This is a genomic window from Shewanella sp. Koi 1 (assembly GCF_052907445.1).
Genome location: NZ_JBREJM010000001.1, coordinates 2,698,161 through 2,715,530 on the forward strand (window position 1 = coordinate 2,698,161; position 17,370 = coordinate 2,715,530).

Below are 17,370 nucleotides of genomic sequence, written 5' to 3' on the forward strand. Positions count from 1 at the left end.
GGCCCTGTTATTGTTGTTTTATAATTTATGGCTTCAGTGTGAGTAGCCCTTGGCTACCCGATAACCACACATTCCCTTGGTTATCTTTGGCAATCGAAACTAAGTTTTCCCCCTGGCGGCGAGTGACAATACTCGCACTATCATCCTGATTAAGCTGGATAACAACGCCAGCATTCCCCACAAGGTACAAGCTAGTGTCTGAGCTCACCAAGGCGCCATTGATGGATGACTGCACGGGCATTTCAATCTCATCCCATTGGCCAAGGCTCACATCTGCTTTAAACACGTGCCCCCTAAGTCCCATTACGTAGACCGCATCCTGCAATTGAATGGCATTGAACATAGAGCCATCGTAATCAAACCCCGTACGGGTAAAGGTTTGGCCCTTATCGGCCGACACCGCGACAAGCCCAAGCTCTCCGACTAATAACAAACGACCATCATTGAGCACGATCATCCGGTTGAAATGCGGCAGTAACGAGGCGCGCTCGGTCAGATAAGCGGCTTGGTCGCTATTCTTTAACTCAGCCAAATAGGACACGTCTTCTTCGGCCAGCAACTCTTCGTGAAATTCTTCCGCCCAGGTCTTGCCGCCATCATGGGTTCGATAAAACAGTCCGTAAGCGCCAATGGCCATGCCGTCCTGCTCATTGAGAAACAGCACATCGAGGAAGGGTTTTTCAATTTCGCTCGACTGCATTTGTAACGACCATGTCTGGCCGCCATCTTGAGTGTGCAAAATAGTGGCATCGTGCCCCACTGCCCACCCGAGTTTTTCATTTAAAAAGAACACTTTTGTCAGCTGCGCCGAGGTTGGTGTAGGCACTTGTTGCCAGGTGTCATTCAGCACGAGCACATGGCCACGCTCACCCACGGCGACTAAATGCTGCCCAGCATGGGCAATATCTAACACTAAAGAAGATGCCGCTAAGGGCTGAATTTGCGGGAAAGTCTCAGACACCGCAGAAAATGAAGGGGAAGAAAATAAACAACCAATACTGATTGCAGCGGCGCATTGAAGGATGCGAAACGACATACAAACTTCCTTAACTAATGAGGGGCGCTTAGCGCCCCTTTATACCGTGGCTGATTAACGGATACCTTCGCGACGCAGCGCGTCTGGGGTGAAGTTCGCTTCACTCAACTTGGCATCGAAGTTATACATTCCACTCTGGTTGTCTAAGCCCATGGCCAAATAACGACGGGACTGCAGATCGTGGAACACTTCTAAGGTATCCCACTGTGTGGGGACTTCGTAGTAGTTCAAGCCGTGGGCAACCGCCACACGGTAGAGTTCATCACGGTTGTCATACAGATCGGCAATCGATACTTGCCATGAGTCTTCGTCAAGATACATCACACGCGTTTTGTAGATGTGGCGCATACCGTCTTTCAAGGTCGCCTTCACTTCCCATACGCGGTGTTTTTCCCAACGGACAAACTCAGGATTGATATGGCCGGGTTTTAAAATTTGGTCATATTTCAGCTTATCTGAGTGCAATTTGTAGTCGTTGTAAGGAATATAGATTTCCTTCTTGCCCACAAGCTCCCAGTTATAACGCACGGGTGAACCGTTAAACATATCGAAATCGTCTGTGGTGCGCAGACCATCGGATACGGTACCCGGTGTATCAAAGGCAACGTTTGGTGCTTTACGTACGCGGCGCTGACCTGTGTTATAGGTCCATGCTTGGCGTGGCAGCGCCTCTTGGTCCATGGTTTCTTTCACTAACAGCGCAGTACCAGCCAAACGAGCAGGCTGAGTCACCACTTGTTTAAAGTAGAACAGCGTGTTGCTGGCCTTTAACTGATCAAGGGTGATTTCAGGGCGAGAATATTCGAAGCGAATTTCCTCAGCGGTTTCCACTAAGGTGTAGCTGCCATCGGCCGTAGGTGCCGCTTGGCTACGTGAGGTTTCCACATCCACACCCCGAAAGCGCAGGATATGGTTCCAAATAGCTTCTAAGCCATTGGCAGGGATTGGGAATGGAATACCAATCGATGCGCCCGCAATACCATTACCCTGTGCAACTAATTCAGCGCGAGTGGCGTTGGCTTTTGTCGCATCATAGACAAATTGTGGCACTGATGCGCTGCGGCGCGTTTTGTACACATTCATCTTGTAAGTGTCTGGGTAAAGCTCAAACAGTTTCATTTGACCCGGGGTCAAAAAATCCTTGTATTGGGCTTTATTCGCATTGGTAATAGTGAATTCAATTTTATCCTCAGGGAAAGGATCGGGGTGATGCATTCCCTTGGTATATCCAGCAACTGGCTTAGTAATACCACCATCCCAAGCGGGAATAGAGCCATCGGCATTGCCGGCTTTTTCTGCGCCTAATGGCGTTAATTCGTTACCTAATTTAGCGGCCTCGGCTTCAGATACCTTTGCCATCGCTACAGGTGCTACAAGGGCCATCATCACGGCACTTGCCAATATCGACAGTTTCTTCATTGTTATAGTCCTTTAGATCGAATACTTGATATTGAAAGAAATATAATCACGATCTGACATCGCGTTGGTTGTTCCTACACCGCCAAAGAAGTTGTTGTAGGATAAGTCTGCGCCCCAACGGTTTTGGTACTCAAAGTTCAGACCCAAAGCGACTGACTTACGTCCTTCGGTAAAGAGGAACATAGGATCAGGCGTTATACCGTCTACATCGTGTGAGAAAATCAACCGAGGAGACATGTTCACGCCCGCAAACAAGTTGTTAAAGTCCGCTTTAGCCACCAGACGGTATCCCCAAGCAAAATCCGTTGGGAATGGGTTGGTTTCTGGACCATTATGGAGCGCTTGGATGATGCCTGGCATATCGGGATTACCGCCCGAACGTGCGGTACCTGGGCCATTAAGACGCAGTTCATCAAAACCTGGCATATCGTGGATCCATACCCCACCGACTTCAGCCAACATCGTCAGGTTATCCAATCCCAAGGTAGGACCGAATAAGTGAGTAAAGGTGACTTGCGCTTGAGTGGTATCGAGGCGAATAAAACCGTCAACGGTTTCGCCAGGTTGTACGCCATCAATCTGTGAAATGCCGTCGAAATCGGGACGAATGCCCGCGTTGGCTAACTGTTGTGGCATACCCGCAAACAGCAGTTCTACGTCATCGATTTGCAGCGGTTCGTCTTGGCGGTGAGCGATTTCAGCACCGACTGAGGTATCGCCCAATGAGGTGTTAAAGCTGAAGCCATAGAGTTTAATGTCTTCAGGGTAAACAATTTGCGCCTTAGAGAAGCTCTTTAAGCTGAGCAGCAATTCGCGGTTAATATCTCCCGCGTTTTGACCCAGTACCGCAAGATCTGACAACAGAGCGCCTGTGCTAAAGTCGGCAGCAGTACCGCTGATCAGCGGACGACGGCTGTGGTAGTTCATAAAGTAGAAACCAAACTCGGTATCGCCTAACTCAGGGGCGTAATAACCTAGCTTGATACCATATTGGCCACCGTTGCTTGGTGCTTGCTCATCTTGCACTAACGTCACTTTAGTTGGATAAGCCAGTGCCATCGCTACCAATTGCTGTGTAGGAATAGTTTGACCACTGGCGATCATCCCAGCCAGTTTCTGATATTCCTGCGTTAAGAAATCTAAATTGATGTCTGGGTTAGCGTTAAAGCCTAACTGCGCGTTCTGGTTATAACCACCGTAACCAGCGAAATCGTTAGTCGCAAAAATCGAACCAGGGGTTGGGATCCAAACGGGTTCCCAATCATATTGATAGAATCCTTCTACCGATAGGTTTTCGGTGATCCCCAATGAGGCCCACACCATACCCTGAGGACGGAAGGCTTCTTTGAGTTCCGCGCCTGGCGCGTTCAGGATGTTCAAATCGACCGGGTTGATTTCACCAATACCGTGGGCGATCAGCGTACTTTCACCCCAAGAAACCACTTGGTTACCGACACGGATAGAAAGCGGGTTAGCACCATCGTTTAAATCAAAATTCGCGTAGACGAAGGCATCCAGCAGACGGATGTCCTTACATTGCACTTCAGACGCTTTACTGTCGCGGCAAGGATCGTATTCTTTCCCGGTTAACGGGTCATTGTAGTCGTAGTTACCATCGTTTAGCTTACGATCGTAGAAATACATGCCACGAACGAATAGACCATAGTTCTCATATTTAAGGGATAACTCGTGTAATCCTTTAACGATTTCGGATGTAGTATCACCTTGAGAATAAAGTAAATTACTCAAATCGTTGTTGCTAGAATAAGAACCTGGTTGTGCCCAAATCTCAGCAGATGTGTATTTGGTATTGCCAAATGCAGTGTAGTTTGACCAATCAAACTGTGGCTGGTTTACCTTACCAATTTGTCCATCCCAATCGCGCTCCCCTACACGCCAACTGGCACCAGCAGTCCAAGTCGAGTCAAAAGTCCCTTGTATCTCCCCCCAATCGAACGCAACCGCATTAACATTCGACACCATCAATAAACTCAATGCCGACGCCACCCCCAAAGCAAGCGCCGACTTGTTAAAACTTTTTTTAACAATTTTCATTTTAGCTCTCCGTACCCTGCTGGATTCTTTGTTCTTGGAATTACAACCAACATCTTGTTAGCTCACAGGTAACATCATTGTTACAGCAATTAATCCCCATGAGCAAGGCACAGTTAGAGAAAATTTTCTAAAGAATTAAGCACGTAGACACATTTATGTCATCTACTACAGGGATGGGATTTAAATTAGAAAAGCAGAAGATTGAAAAGCGTGGGAAGAACCATGCAAAAAACTTTATATTTCATTAACATAATCACAAAGAAAATATCATATTTCCGTGATTGTAATTAGTCGACCGTTTAAAGTAATTACTCTAAGTAAAAATCAACAATTTATTAGGCTAACTGCTCTAGCGACACAAATTGCCCTTTATCATCGAGCACCAGTTTGAACTGTCCATGAATACCGTTATCGGTTAAAAAACGCCTAAAATGTCGGCCATTAATCCACAGGATCCGCCCCTGACGCTCACGCACTTCAACCTTATCGGCAATGCCTTGATAGTAAGGTAAAAACTCTCGATAACTTAGATTTAGCTTAAAATACAATTCCATATTAAAACTCAAATAATCGGCATAAAACTGGTAGTGGCTATTTACGACGGGCCAATTACAGCTGTTGGACCAACAAACAGCATGTCGTAGAAACAGAGCTATTGCCTTGAATTATCGGCCTCACAGGGGCAATGTAACACGCTAATACCCTCATCAAAAGGCCATCATATTCAATAGTATAAAGCGTCATACCTTAGATTTAACTTAACTCGTTAAATAGTATAACTAGGGCGCCTAGCCTTCAATTTAGCCCTAACTGCTCATTACTGCTTGGAAGAATGAGGGCAGCATAATGCTGCCCTCTTCATAGCTACTGTGCTAATGCCTTAGATACTTTCTCGAATAAATCTTTCGACAGTTCAGGCAGCGCCAACAATCGCGTTAAACAAGCCTTGATCTTGACTTGGCGCGCCTCATCAAACTTACTAAATTGGATGAGTGGCGTCACCATACGCGCCGCAACCTGCGGGTTGAGTTTATTTAAGCTGATAAGACATTCAGTTAAAAACTCGTAACCTTTGCCATCGGCGCGGTGGAATTGATAAATATTTCCGGCAGCAAAGCTGCCAATCAGTGAACGCACGCGGTTAGGATTGCTCATGCTAAAGCTCGCGTGTTGTTGTAATTGACGCAAACTATCAATCACCCCTTCCACATCATGGGTCGCCTGCAGCATGAACCATTTGTCCATCACCAGCGGCGTATCGCGCCAGCGGGCTTCAAACATTGCCATCAAATGTTCGCGGCAAGGTAACGAGCCAACATTCGCTGCACTTAATGCGCCAAGTGAGTCGGTCATATTGGCAGCCTTATCAAACTGCTCAACCACAAAGCTTTCGGCCTCGCTACTGACTCGGCTCAACCAGTTAAGACATTGGTTTTTCAGCGCTCGCGCTTTTGTGCAATCACGGTTTACCAATGAGCGATACAGCGCCGTTAATTCATCTTCACAATAGGCGGCAAGCTCTGTGAGCACAAATTCACGGGCTAGGGCTAAGGCATCTAAATCGACCGTGTCGGTTTGCTCAATCAAAGCAGAGGCCGATGGTATGGCTAACATTTCCGCCATCAGCGCCTGATCTAACTGCTCATCGAGTAAGGCGCCTTTAAAGCTGTCCTTCACTCGCTCATCTAAAGTCATGGTGTGATGTTGCTGCAAATGCGCCACATTTTGCCAAATCGCTTGGCTCACGAGCGCCACCGACGCTTCCCAACGCGCCACTTCACTCGAGGCAAAGCGCATCAAATGAACAAGCTGATCGATTTCAAAGGGATAATGCAATTTAACCGGTGCAGAGAAATCCTGTAGTAAAGATGCCACGGGTTTATGGCGCATACCTTCAAATGTAAATACTTGCTCTGCTTTAGTAAAATCAAGCACTTGATTTACTAGTGACTGCCCTTTTTCATCTAACAGCTCTAAGCTAAAGGGAATATGCAAAGGTGAAGCACAACCAGCTAACGTTTGTTTGAGGGTTAACTGGTAAGTCCCAGCCTCAGCGTCAAAACTGTCGCTTGCGGTGACAATTGGCGTACCCGCTTGGCTATACCAGAGACGGAATTGCGTTAAATCGATACCACTGGCATCTTCCATCGCCGCGACAAAATCATCGCAAGTCACGGCTTGGCCATCGTGACGTTTGAAGTATAACTTCATCCCCGCTTGGAAATGGGCTTCACCCAGCAGGGTGTGCATCATGCGAATAACTTCAGCGCCCTTGTTATATACAGTAACAGTATAAAAATTATTCATCTCAATCACAGACTCGGGGCGGATCGGATGCGCCATTGGGCCTGAGTCTTCAGCAAACTGCTGGTTTTTGATGACTTTAATCGCGTGAATTCGGTTCACAGCACGAGAGCCTAAATCCGAACTAAACTCCTGATCGCGAAACACTGTCAAGCCTTCCTTAAGGCTTAATTGGAACCAGTCACGGCAAGTCACGCGGTTACCCGTCCAGTTATGGAAGTACTCATGGCCGACCACAGATTCAATGCCGTGGTAATCCTCGTCGGTTGCGGTCAAGGTATCTGCTAACACATACTTGGTGTTGAAGATGTTTAAGCCTTTGTTTTCCATCGCCCCCATATTGAAAAAGTCGACCGCGACTATCATGTAGATATCTAAGTCGTACTCTAAGTCAAAACGAGATTCATCCCAGGCCATAGACTTTTTCAGGGACGCCATTGCATGGTGCGCTTTGTGTAAATTACCTTTATCGACAAACACCTGCAGTACCACTTTGCGATGACTGCGGGTGATAAACTCATCCTGCAACAGATCGAAATCGCCAGCGACTAAGGCAAACAGATAGGCAGGTTTTGGGAAGGGATCTTGCCAGCGCACGTAATGACGGCCATCATCGAGCTCGCCTTTCTCAATCAAGTTACCGTTGCTAAGCAAGAACGGAAACGCCAGCTTATCGGCTTCGATTCGCACTGTGTATTTGGCTAACACATCGGGGCGATCGAGAAAATACGTGATGCGTCTAAAGCCTTCGGCTTCGCACTGAGTACAGTAGGCGCCGTCGGACATATAGAGCCCTTCGAGGCTTGAGTTAGCCTCAGGATCGAGTTGGGTGATGATGGTCAACTCAAATTCATTCAGCGATGTCTCGATGGACAACTGCCCTTCACTCGCGTGATACGTCGCCGCTTGTCCATTAATGGCCACACTCACTAAGGTCAAACTTTCACCATCGAGCACTAAGGGATTGGTGTGAGATGAAGTGCGTTTGACTTTGCTAACGGCTTTAACCAGGGTGTTTTTACCATCGAGATTAAAATCTAAATCAATGGTTTCGATCGTGAACTGGGGAGCTTGATAATCTTTAAGGTATTTTGCTTGTGCTTGTGTCATGTCGTTCCCTTTAACACTGTTCTAAATAAGAAAAACGCGCCATAAGCGCGTTTTAAGATACGGTAAACAGGCGCAATAACCGCCTATTTAGTGCCAGCGTTAGCCAGCTTTTTTGCATCCGCCATATCTAAGGTGATATAGGCCGTTTCGTCTAAGAAGGCATCTGGTGCTTCAATGTCGTCTTTGTCTTTAATGTCTTCCATCGATTTAACCGCGGCTAAACCATGGGCAACACGACGCTCGTTGGTTCTATCGAGTACTTTCTTCTCATCGGCTTCACGCGAGGCAATGCGCTCACTTTCAACTAAGGAGACAGTTTTCTCTTTATGATGCTTTTTAAAGTCGGCAATATCTTGATTGATATAGTTAAACTCGACATTGTTCTGAATACGGGCAAGGTGCTTTTTATCTAAACTCGCCACCAACTCAGGGGTGATGTCGTTTAGGGTGCCGTATTGCGCCATTGGCACTTTGTCCCAAGGTAAAGCATTCTTCTCTTCCGCTTCACCGTATTCACCCGGCTCTAACGCACTTGGGTAAGCAATGTTCGGGGTTACGCCTTTGAGCTGAGTGCTACCACCGTTGATACGGTAGAACTTCTGGATCGTGTACTGCACGTGGCCAATCGGCTTCTCATACATATCGTAGATTCGACCAAGGCTCTTATGCTGCTGCACAGTGCCTTTACCAAAGCTTGACTCACCGACAATCAGCGCACGGTCGTAATCTTGCAACGCGGCGGCAAAAATTTCCGAAGCTGATGCACTGTAACGGTCAACCATAATGGTTAACGGGCCAGCGTAGGTCGTCTTGCCATCGTTATCACGGTGGGCAGACACTCGACCATCGGCGTCCCGCACTTGCACCACAGGGCCCATATCGATAAAGAGTCCCGTCAGTAACACGGCTTCGGTCAACGCACCGCCGCCATTACCACGTAAGTCGATGACGACGCCTTCAACCTTGGCTTCGTTTAACTTCACTAATTCTTTTTCAACGTCCTGGGATAAATTCATATAGAAACCAGGAATTTGAATCACACCCACTTTACGGTTGGCGTATTCACCGTCTTTTGGCTCGATGATCTTTGAGGTCGCGGCACGGTCTTCTAAACGAATTTTGTCGCGCACTAAGGTCAGATTAAACGGCTTAGCGTTAGAGCCGCCCTTCTTAGGTAAAATCTGTAATACGACTTTACTGCCCTTAGGCCCTTTGATCAGATCGACCACATCGTCTAATCGCCAGCCGATCACATCAACAATCTCACCGCCTTCTTGGCCGACACCGACGATCTTATCTTCAGGCGACAGTTTTTCACTGCTGGCCGCAGGACCGCCTGCAATCAAGCTCTTGATGACAGTGTAATCGTCTTCAAGCTGTAACTGCGCACCAATCCCCTCGAGGCTTAAGTTCATTTCCATTTGGAAACGTTCCGCATTACGGGGCGATAAATAGCTAGTATGTGGCTCGATGCTACGGGAGAAGGCATTCATCACCGCTTGGAACACATCTTCGCTATTGGTCTGGGTCAGACGCTTGATGGCGTTGTTGTAGCGTTTTTGCAGAATATCAACGATTTCAGGCCATTTCTTGCCAGTGAGTTTCATATTCAGCGCATCGTATTTAACACGTTGACGCCATAACTCGTTGATCTCGGCTTGATCTTTTGGCCAAGCAACATCTTCTCTATCGTATTCGTAGGCATCACCCGGAACGGTAAAGTCCATCTCTTTGTCGAGCAGAGAGAGTGCGTATACAAAACCTTCGTAGCGACGTTTCTGAACCAAATCAAACATCTTATAAGCAGGCTCGAGTTCACCCGAGCTCAGCATATCGTCAAACTGATTAACGTAAGGTTTGAAGCTGTCGACATCGGCTTGCGTCAGCACATTACGACGGTAGTCGAGTTGCTGCAGGTAGCGGTCAAAAATCTGAGCAGAAAACGCATCATCTAATGCAAATCTATGATAGTGGGAACGAGTGTATAAATCCGTCACTCGCTTACTCGCCACTTTATGCTGCGCTTCCTGCTTGAGAGTGGGTAACTCGCTGATTTGAATCGTAGGGGGGACAGCCCAAGCCGAGAATCCGACAAAAACAGTGGCAATGGATGTAGCCAAAGTGAGTTTTCGCATCAACAAGTTACTCCGTTTGATTAAATGATTACAGCAGGATATGTTCCGCTTTCACTTTTACCGTTAAGCCGCTATCTAGCTGAACATGAATGTCCTCTTTGTTAATGTCGGTGATCACGCCGGCTACTGGCGTCATCCCTAACTTAACATTAACACGTTGCTTCTTCGCTAAATCGGTCAATTGCGCTTGAACTAAGTTAACAGCAGGCTCTGCCTTAGGTGCAGCTTTTGCTGGGCGCTCAGTCTTGCGTGCTGGCACGGCAACTTTCTTAGGGGCTTTCTTCGCAGGCGCTTTACCCGCAGGCGCGGCTTTTGGTGCTTGAGCTGCACGCTTAGCTTTTGCTTTATCTTGGCTTTCTTTCAACATCGCTTGAGCATGATCGATATGCTCTTGCTCTAACTCACCGCATGGCTGACCATCAAGATCCACACGCTGTGCACCGGCTTTTACCGATTTCAGGTAGCGCCAGCTGCTGGTGTAGCGTCTTAAGGCAACTCGCAGTTGAGTTTTACTGACTTTAGAATCATCAGCCAACCTTTCAGCCAAATCTTGAAACAATCCGATTTTTAATGGCTTAGTTTCACCTTCAGCAATAAAGCACAAAGGAAATGTTTCATACAAATACGCCAAAATTGCGTTGGTGTCGGTCAACTTATCTGTTGATTCCATCATTACTTCCACAGTTAAAAAGGGACATCGAATCCGAGGTGATAAAAATCAGCTTCTTACGAGTCGTTTATCTTGGTTAAGCTCACATATGAGCCAAAGTACAAATTAGCATTCTCGCCGAGTTAACTAAAGTTAAAAAATATAAGTTAACAATTTTTCACGGCTGAACCTATCAGGCTTATTTCGGCTGTGCTCAAAATAAGCCTTATCAGTGCATGCGCTATTATAAGGCGCACGCCACCGATTGCGACTATGAATTATGCGTTATTGTACGCAAATTAAGCAAATAGGCAGTTTTCGAAGCTTTTTACCAATAATTCCAAGCCCTTTTGGTCTGCTTCATCGAAGCGGTCAAAAATAGGACTATCGATATCCAGCACGGCCACAACCTTACCATCGGCGCGGACTGGGATAACAATTTCAGAATTACTGGCTGAATCGCAGGCGATATGACCATCAAATTGATGCACATCGGCGACGCGCTGCGTCTGATTGGTTTGCGCGGCGGTGCCGCACACGCCCTTACCCATTGGAATACGGGTACAGGCCACTTTACCTTGGAAAGGACCCAACACCAGCTGTTCGCCACGCATCACGTAAAAACCCACCCAGTTCAATTCGGTTAGGTTATCGTTTAGCAAAGCAGAAAAGTTAGCCATGGCAGCCACTAAATCATCCTCGCCCTCGAGTAAGGCCAGCGCTTGACGATTCAGTGACTCATAAAATTGCGGTTTCATAGACTTCCTAAAAAATTATTCGGCAGCATCGTCCTTCTTAGGCGCTTTTTTCGCTGCATTTTGTTTTGATGGCGTACTATTAACTTGAACCACGCCTTTAAGCAAGTTTGTCAGCTCATCTTTATTGTTAGCAAAATAGAATGCGAGCTGTTCGCTCACGGTTTCATCAATTCCGAGCTGCGCTTTTTGAATAAATGGAATGAGGTTATCGGCGATGTCGAGCATCTTATCGTAGGCGTCAGCCTCCTTTTTCGATGTAAATGTCATCTTCTCCACCCCTTCTCTTACCACGACAAACTGTGTAATAACTGCCATGACTGCCCTCGCACTGTTTTTATATACAGTAATCAGGATGACATAAAGTGAACTAGTGATGCAAGTATTCTGATTATTCTGGTATTATGAGTACGCTTTTCGTTGTCGAGATGGGTCAAGCAATGTGCTATCTCACCCTGTAATATGGTTTTATTGCGGATTATTTGCTCTCTCAATGGCTTTGGGGCTAATTTAATATTTTTATATGCATGAAAATACAGCAGAAAACTCTGTAATCCTCTGTCGTTCCTGCGACTTAGCCGTTCGAAAGCGCGCCTTACCTACGGGTGTTAGGGCGTTATGCCCGCGCTGCAGCACCGCACTTTATGACACACCATACTGCTCGGTAAACGGCATGTTAGCGCTGTGTATTACCGCGCTGGTGTTCTATTTCCCCGCCAATTTTTTCCCAGTACTCGAAATCCACTTTTTGGGTAGCATTCGCACCACTACAGTGTTTCAGGGCGCCTTTGCGGTGTTCGACCAAGGTTATTGGGTCGTGGGATTAGCCGTGCTCGCCGCCGCCGTGATTGGCCCGGGATTGTTGATCCTGTCGATTCTTAGTCAGATTTTGATCGTCAAATGGGGACTTGGCAGTCCATTTTGGCGTCGCAGCCTCAAACAGTTGTTAAAGCTGCAAGGGCTACTATCCCAGCTCACCATGCTGGAGATTTATGTGATTAGCTTTTTGGTGTCATCATTTCAGTTATCTGATTTTTCGGATATTTACTTCGGTATGGGCACCTTCTGCTTCACCATGCTTTTTTTAGTCACCCTGTTCTTGCAGCGTGAATACGATATTGAGCATATGTGGAGTCTTCTCATGCAGGAGCGACACTAAGATGCAGCAACAGGGAAAAGACTTAGGCCTGTGCCTGTGCCGAGTGTGCAGGCAGCTCAATAGCAGTGACAATAGCCACTGCAGCCGCTGCGAAGCCGAGCTCCATGTCCGTGATCACAGCAGCTTACAAAAAAGTTGGGCGCTGCTGATCACCGCCGCCATTTTGTTGGTTCCTGCCAACCTCTACCCTATTACAATGCTCACCAATCAGGGGCAAGTGCGCCACGATACGATTTTTTCGGGGATTATCCATTTAGTGCATTCGGATATGTTGCCCATCGCTATTATTGTATTTATTGCCAGTATTTTAGTGCCTTGGGTGAAAATTATCGGTTTGGCCACTTACCTCTGTGCCATCAGTTTTAATCTGCCGATTTCGAAAAAGAAACTCATGGTGGGATTTCATGTGATTGAGTGGATTGGCCGCTGGTCAATGCTCGATTTGTTTGTGATCTCCTTAACGGTTGCCCTCGTCAATATGGGGCAATTACTCGATGCAAAGCCTGCACCTGCGGCCACGGCGTTTGCATTGGTGATTTTACTGACTCAACTTGCCGCAAAAGTTTTAGACACTCGTTTACTCTGGGATCGATTGGAACCTCAAGATGACACAAATTGAATCGCCAAAAGTTGTGAAGAAAAAACTCTTTTCGCCGATTTGGCTGCTCCCGATAGTGGCGCTCGCACTCGGCGCATGGCTGGGCATTAAGAGCATCAAAGAATCGGGCATTGAAATTCAGATCCACTTCCCCAGTGCCACGGGGATCGATGTGGGCAAAACCTTAGTCAAATACCAAGGTCTTACTGTCGGTAAGGTAAAAGACATTGGTATCGATGAGGATCTTAAGGGCGTAAACGTCAAAGTCATGATGGACTATCGCGCTAAGCCTTTCTTAAATAAAGAAACCCTCTTTTGGTTAGTCACCCCAAAAGCGAGCATCACGGGTGTTGAAGGCTTAGATGCGCTGTTTTCGGGTAACTATATCGCGATTCAACCCGGTAAAGGCAATGCCGCCACCTTCTTTGAGGCTGAGCGTCAACCACCACCGATGCAGGTGGGCTCAGAAGGGGTAATGATTGAACTGACGGCCGATAAACTCGGCTCGTTAGACGTGGGTTCACCAGTGTTCTTTCGTCAGATCCCTGTCGGCAGCGTGGTCAGCTATCGTTTAGACGGCAACGCCAGAGTCATTATCAGCGCCTTTATCCAAGAGCAATATGCGCGTTTAGTGAAGAAAAACTCTCACTTTTGGAACGTTTCCGGCGTGAAAGTCGACGCCAGTTTAGCGGGCATAAAAGTCAACACTGAGAGCTTAGCTTCCATTCTGGCGGGCGGCGTGAGTTTCAGCTCCGATGATAAGGCACCTGCGGCACAAAATGGTGACAGTTTTGCCCTCTATGATTCCGAAACCAGCGCCCTTGGTGGAATTGAAGTGAGCCTGACCATGAACGATGGCAACGCGATTGATAAAGGCACTCGCATTGTGTATCGCGGCATCACCATTGGTACTCTGCAGAGCAAACAACTCACCGCAACCGGCGTGACTGCGGTGGCAAAATTTGAGCCTGAATACGCCAACCTATTAACCAGTGACGGACTGTTTTGGCTTGAAGGCGCCGATATTTCGCTCTCTGGGATCAAAAACCCCGAGCGTTTACTCACGGGAAGCGTGATTAACTTTTTACCCGGCACCAATGCCAATACGGCGCTGCCAAGCAGTTTTGCCCTGCAAGAAACGGCGCCGGATCTATTGAAGGCCAAGAAACGTCAGCTCACTATCACCTCAACTGAAAACATGGGCCTCACCGCAGGTGCTGAAGTGCGTTACAAGCAGCTGCCTATCGGTCAGGTGCTTGCGGTGAAATTAACCAAAGATCTGTCGGCCGTCGAATATCAACTCGAGCTGCAGCCTGAGTTTGCCAGCTTAGTTCGCAGTGATAGCTATTTTATCCCCGAGTCGGCGCTGAGTATCGATGCCTCACTCGATGGAGTGTCGGTGAAAACCCGCGATATGGCGACCCTCACCAAAGGGGCTGTAAGTCTTATCCCAGGAAGCAGCGACACACCGCTTGCGGCAAATACTCGCCTGTCACTCTTTAGCTCAATGGATGGAGCAAAACAGTTTTTTGCTCGGCAGCAACGTCTGTACTTTACCCTGACCAGCGTGGATGGCGCCGATGTCAGCCAAGGCTCACCGATTTACTATAAAAAAATGCAAATCGGCAGTGTGGAGTCGGTCAATTGGCAGAGTAAAACCGAAGACTTTGCGATTAAAATCGCTATCGATAAACAGTTCCAACCCCTAGTGCAAAAACCTAAAGTGTTTTGGCGTAATAGTGCCGTGGATGTCAGCGCCAGTCTTGCGGGTATTGATGTCGCCGTCGCGCCACTTCAGGGTGCGTTAAAGGGCAGCATCAGCTTAGGTTTGTTGGATAGTTCAACGAGTGAGCCTAATGCAACACTTAAACTATACGAAAGCAAACAGCTCGCCTTAGCGCAGGCTCAAGCCATCAAACTCACCTTACCCGCTTCGGCGAAATTGGCTGCCAAGGCCGCCATTCGTTATCAAGGTCATCAAGTGGGTGAAGTGACGCAAGTTAAGCTCAATGCCGACTTAGCCACTCTCACGGCCACCGCCTATCTTTATGGCGACTATGCCGAGCACTTCAGCCGCAGTGATACTGAGTACCATATTGTTGATGCGCAAATCTCCTTAGCGGGGATCAAAGCGCCAGAAACCTTAATCACTGGGCCTTATATTGGTGTGTTACCGGGTAAGAGCAACCAAAAGGCGAGTCAATTCCAGGCCAAATTGGTTGAGAGCAGCTATGCCAACGTGGCCGAAGATGCGCTTAAGTTTACCTTAGAAGATAGCAACCTTGGCTCGATGAAAGTCGGCACGCCAATCTTCTTCCGTGGCATTAAAGTCGGCCAAATCGATGGTTACAGCCTGTCGTCTCAAGGCAACAGTGTGCTAATGCAAGCACATATTGAGCCGCAGTACAGTCACTTAGTGAATCAGAGCAGCCTGTTCTGGGACGCTTCGGGCATTAAAGTCGATGTGGGGATTTTCTCTGGTGCGCAAATTGAAGCCGGCTCGCTCGAAACCCTATTAGCGGGCGGCATTAATGTCGCTACTAAGGAAACGACGCAAGCAGCTAATCGCTTAAGCCAAGGTGCTGTGATTAAGTTGCAACACAAGGCCCAGAGCGAATGGCAAGAATGGGCTCCAGCCCAGTAACTAAAGCCCTGAAGCGAGGCACTGCTACGCCGATGCTCTTTACCAGCAAGATAACAAGGTAAAAGCACTCGGTATCATTTAATAATCAGGCGCATTAGAGCGGATCTAATGCGCCTGATTTTTACCTGCTAAAAGCGACTGTTTGCATCGCTATCAATCACCCTTTCGCCATCTCATCCTTAGCCATAGAACCAATAACAGACCGCAATCGCGGCGCAGATCCCTGCAAAGTCGGCTGTTAAACCACAGGCGAGCGCATGACGCCCGTGACGGATCCCAACAGAGCCAAAGTAAACTGCCAGCACATAGAAAGTTGTTTCAGTACTCCCTTGGAAAATCGCCGCCAAGCGCCCCGCAAAGGAGTCCACACCATGGTGCGCCATGGTTTCGAGCATCATAGCCCGCGCGCCCGAACCGCTAAAAGGCTTCATTAATGCGGTTGGCATTGCATCAACAAAACGGGTATCAAACCTCAAAAGACTCACGCCACTGGCAATTAGTTGCAGCAGGTAATCCAAGGCGCCCGATGCCCTGAGTAGGCCAATCGCCAGCAGCATGGCTAACAGATACGGGATCAGTTGAATCGATTGGTTAAACCCCGCCTTGGCGCCTTCGATAAACTCATCATAAATCGCCACTTTTCGCACGCCCGCCACCAGCACAAAACTGAAGACTAACAGTAACAATACCCCGTTGCCTAAGGCGGTTGACACTGTGCCAATCGCATCTGCGGTTAAGGTCATCAAATAAAAACCACTGGCGACTAATGCCGACAGCAGCACTGCGCCATATCCGAGCACCACGGCATTGAACAGTGAAAGCCGCTGCACAACAGCGACGATCAGAAGCCCCGCTAAGGTTGAGGCTGATGTGGCGAGCAGAATCGGTAAAAATATGTCCGCAGGTGCGGCGGCGCCCTGCTGGGCACGGTACAAAAACACTGTGACAGGAACTAAGGTCACCGAGGAGGTATTAAGCACTAAAAATAGAATTTGCGCATTGGTCGCGACGGTTTTGACCGGATTAAGACTCTGCAAATCCTGCATTGCCTTAAGCCCCAATGGCGTTGCTGCATTATCTAGCCCAAACACGTTGGCCGTTAAGTTCATCGTCATACTGCCAAATGCGGGGTGCCCCTTGGGCACTTCGGGCATCAAGCGGCGCAGCAGCGGCTCAAACACAAAGGCAATCGCCCCAACAACGCCAGCCTTTTCACCAATTCGCATTAATCCCATCCACAGGGACAAAACGCCCACTAAGCCTAGGGCGATTTCAGCAGCGAGTTTAGCGCTAGCAAACATGGCCTCTACCGCGTTGGCAAGCACCTCGATATGCCCATTGAAAAGCTGTACCGCCATCGCCAGCAGCGATGTGAGGAAAAACACTAACCACACCCGATTTAGCACTCTGCCGCTTCCTTATTTTTATCCATGCTTTTTCTTTATGTTGCTGTGATAACCGGTTATTGATGGCAAAAGCCAAGGGAGAAAATCCCAGCCCAGTAAG

13 protein-coding genes are annotated in these 17,370 nt (G+C 47.9%); 3 read left to right on the forward strand and 10 right to left on the reverse strand.

What is annotated here, in order from left to right; genetic code table 11:
- Window positions 1-25: 25 nt before the first annotated feature.
- The 9 genes from ACUZ8J_RS11805 to ACUZ8J_RS11845 form a co-directional block, all read right to left on the reverse strand.
- Complete coding sequence (locus ACUZ8J_RS11805; protein WP_446693926.1) at window positions 26-1,036, reverse strand: WD40/YVTN/BNR-like repeat-containing protein; 1,011 nt, start codon at window positions 1,034-1,036, stop codon at window positions 26-28.
- Between the two features lie 54 nt (window positions 1,037-1,090).
- Window positions 1,091-2,455, reverse strand: a complete 1,365-nt coding sequence (locus ACUZ8J_RS11810; RefSeq protein WP_086904712.1) for a DUF1329 domain-containing protein — start codon at window positions 2,453-2,455, stop codon at window positions 1,091-1,093.
- A 12-nt stretch (window positions 2,456-2,467) separates the two neighbouring features.
- Entirely contained in the window at window positions 2,468-4,510 is a 2,043-nt protein-coding gene (locus tag ACUZ8J_RS11815; protein WP_374919210.1) for a DUF1302 domain-containing protein, read from the reverse strand.
- Window positions 4,511-4,845: 335 nt separating this feature from the next.
- On the reverse strand, window positions 4,846-5,064 hold the full coding sequence (locus tag ACUZ8J_RS11820) for a DUF2835 domain-containing protein (protein ID WP_011622451.1): 219 nt from the start codon (window positions 5,062-5,064) through the stop codon (window positions 4,846-4,848).
- A gap of 310 nt (window positions 5,065-5,374) precedes the next feature.
- Window positions 5,375-7,924 (reverse strand): aminopeptidase N, encoded by a 2,550-nt coding sequence (gene pepN / locus ACUZ8J_RS11825; protein WP_446693927.1) that lies wholly within the window; start codon window positions 7,922-7,924, stop codon window positions 5,375-5,377.
- Between the two features lie 83 nt (window positions 7,925-8,007).
- Window positions 8,008-10,059 (reverse strand): carboxy terminal-processing peptidase, encoded by a 2,052-nt coding sequence (gene prc, locus ACUZ8J_RS11830; RefSeq protein WP_446693928.1) that lies wholly within the window; start codon window positions 10,057-10,059, stop codon window positions 8,008-8,010.
- Window positions 10,060-10,087: 28 nt separating this feature from the next.
- Entirely contained in the window at window positions 10,088-10,729 is a 642-nt protein-coding gene (proQ, locus tag ACUZ8J_RS11835) for an RNA chaperone ProQ (RefSeq protein ID WP_083757891.1), read from the reverse strand.
- A 278-nt stretch (window positions 10,730-11,007) separates the two neighbouring features.
- Window positions 11,008-11,466 carry a GAF domain-containing protein gene (locus ACUZ8J_RS11840; RefSeq protein WP_446693929.1) on the reverse strand — a complete coding sequence of 153 codons (459 nt, stop codon included), beginning with the start codon at window positions 11,464-11,466 and terminating at the stop codon, window positions 11,008-11,010.
- Window positions 11,467-11,481: 15 nt separating this feature from the next.
- The gene (locus ACUZ8J_RS11845; RefSeq protein ID WP_089067972.1) at window positions 11,482-11,781 is read right to left on the reverse strand and encodes a YebG family protein; all 300 of its coding nucleotides are present in this window, start codon (window positions 11,779-11,781) and stop codon (window positions 11,482-11,484) included.
- Window positions 11,782-11,986: 205 nt separating this feature from the next.
- On the opposite strand from ACUZ8J_RS11845, the gene ACUZ8J_RS11850 reads away from it, so the two are divergent.
- The 3 genes from ACUZ8J_RS11850 to ACUZ8J_RS11860 are packed head-to-tail and all read left to right on the forward strand — an operon-like array spanning window position 11,987 to window position 15,864.
- Window positions 11,987-12,622 (forward strand): paraquat-inducible protein A, encoded by a 636-nt coding sequence (locus tag ACUZ8J_RS11850; RefSeq protein WP_086903596.1) that lies wholly within the window; start codon window positions 11,987-11,989, stop codon window positions 12,620-12,622.
- Window position 12,623: 1 nt separating this feature from the next.
- Window positions 12,624-13,241 carry a paraquat-inducible protein A gene (locus tag ACUZ8J_RS11855; protein WP_011622444.1) on the forward strand — a complete coding sequence of 206 codons (618 nt, stop codon included), beginning with the start codon at window positions 12,624-12,626 and terminating at the stop codon, window positions 13,239-13,241.
- Entirely contained in the window at window positions 13,228-15,864 is a 2,637-nt protein-coding gene (locus tag ACUZ8J_RS11860) for an MlaD family protein (RefSeq protein WP_446693930.1), read from the forward strand. The genes ACUZ8J_RS11855 and ACUZ8J_RS11860 overlap by 14 nt, the downstream gene beginning before the upstream one ends.
- 179 nt (window positions 15,865-16,043) lie before the next feature.
- On the opposite strand, the gene ACUZ8J_RS11865 is transcribed toward ACUZ8J_RS11860, so the two are convergent.
- Window positions 16,044-17,270: a nucleoside recognition domain-containing protein gene (locus tag ACUZ8J_RS11865; RefSeq protein WP_446693931.1), complete on the reverse strand. Its 1,227-nt coding sequence runs from the start codon at window positions 17,268-17,270 to the stop codon at window positions 16,044-16,046.
- Between the last annotated feature and the right edge of the window lie 100 nt (window positions 17,271-17,370).

Coding starts and splice junctions, on each gene's coding strand:
- prc (WP_446693928.1), bottom strand. CDS start 10,059: ATGCGAAAACTCACTTTGGCTACATCCATTGCCACTGTTTTTGTCGGA.
- ACUZ8J_RS11815 (WP_374919210.1), bottom strand. CDS start 4,510: ATGAAAATTGTTAAAAAAAGTTTTAACAAGTCGGCGCTTGCTTTGGGG.
- ACUZ8J_RS11840 (WP_446693929.1), bottom strand. CDS start 11,466: ATGAAACCGCAATTTTATGAGTCACTGAATCGTCAAGCGCTGGCCTTA.
- ACUZ8J_RS11845 (WP_089067972.1), bottom strand. CDS start 11,781: ATGGCAGTTATTACACAGTTTGTCGTGGTAAGAGAAGGGGTGGAGAAG.
- ACUZ8J_RS11810 (WP_086904712.1), bottom strand. CDS start 2,455: ATGAAGAAACTGTCGATATTGGCAAGTGCCGTGATGATGGCCCTTGTA.
- ACUZ8J_RS11855 (WP_011622444.1), top strand. CDS start 12,624: ATGCAGCAACAGGGAAAAGACTTAGGCCTGTGCCTGTGCCGAGTGTGC.
- proQ (WP_083757891.1), bottom strand. CDS start 10,729: ATGGAATCAACAGATAAGTTGACCGACACCAACGCAATTTTGGCGTAT.
- ACUZ8J_RS11805 (WP_446693926.1), bottom strand. CDS start 1,036: ATGTCGTTTCGCATCCTTCAATGCGCCGCTGCAATCAGTATTGGTTGT.
- ACUZ8J_RS11850 (WP_086903596.1), top strand. CDS start 11,987: ATGCATGAAAATACAGCAGAAAACTCTGTAATCCTCTGTCGTTCCTGC.
- pepN (WP_446693927.1), bottom strand. CDS start 7,924: ATGACACAAGCACAAGCAAAATACCTTAAAGATTATCAAGCTCCCCAG.
- ACUZ8J_RS11820 (WP_011622451.1), bottom strand. CDS start 5,064: ATGGAATTGTATTTTAAGCTAAATCTAAGTTATCGAGAGTTTTTACCT.
- ACUZ8J_RS11860 (WP_446693930.1), top strand. CDS start 13,228: ATGACACAAATTGAATCGCCAAAAGTTGTGAAGAAAAAACTCTTTTCG.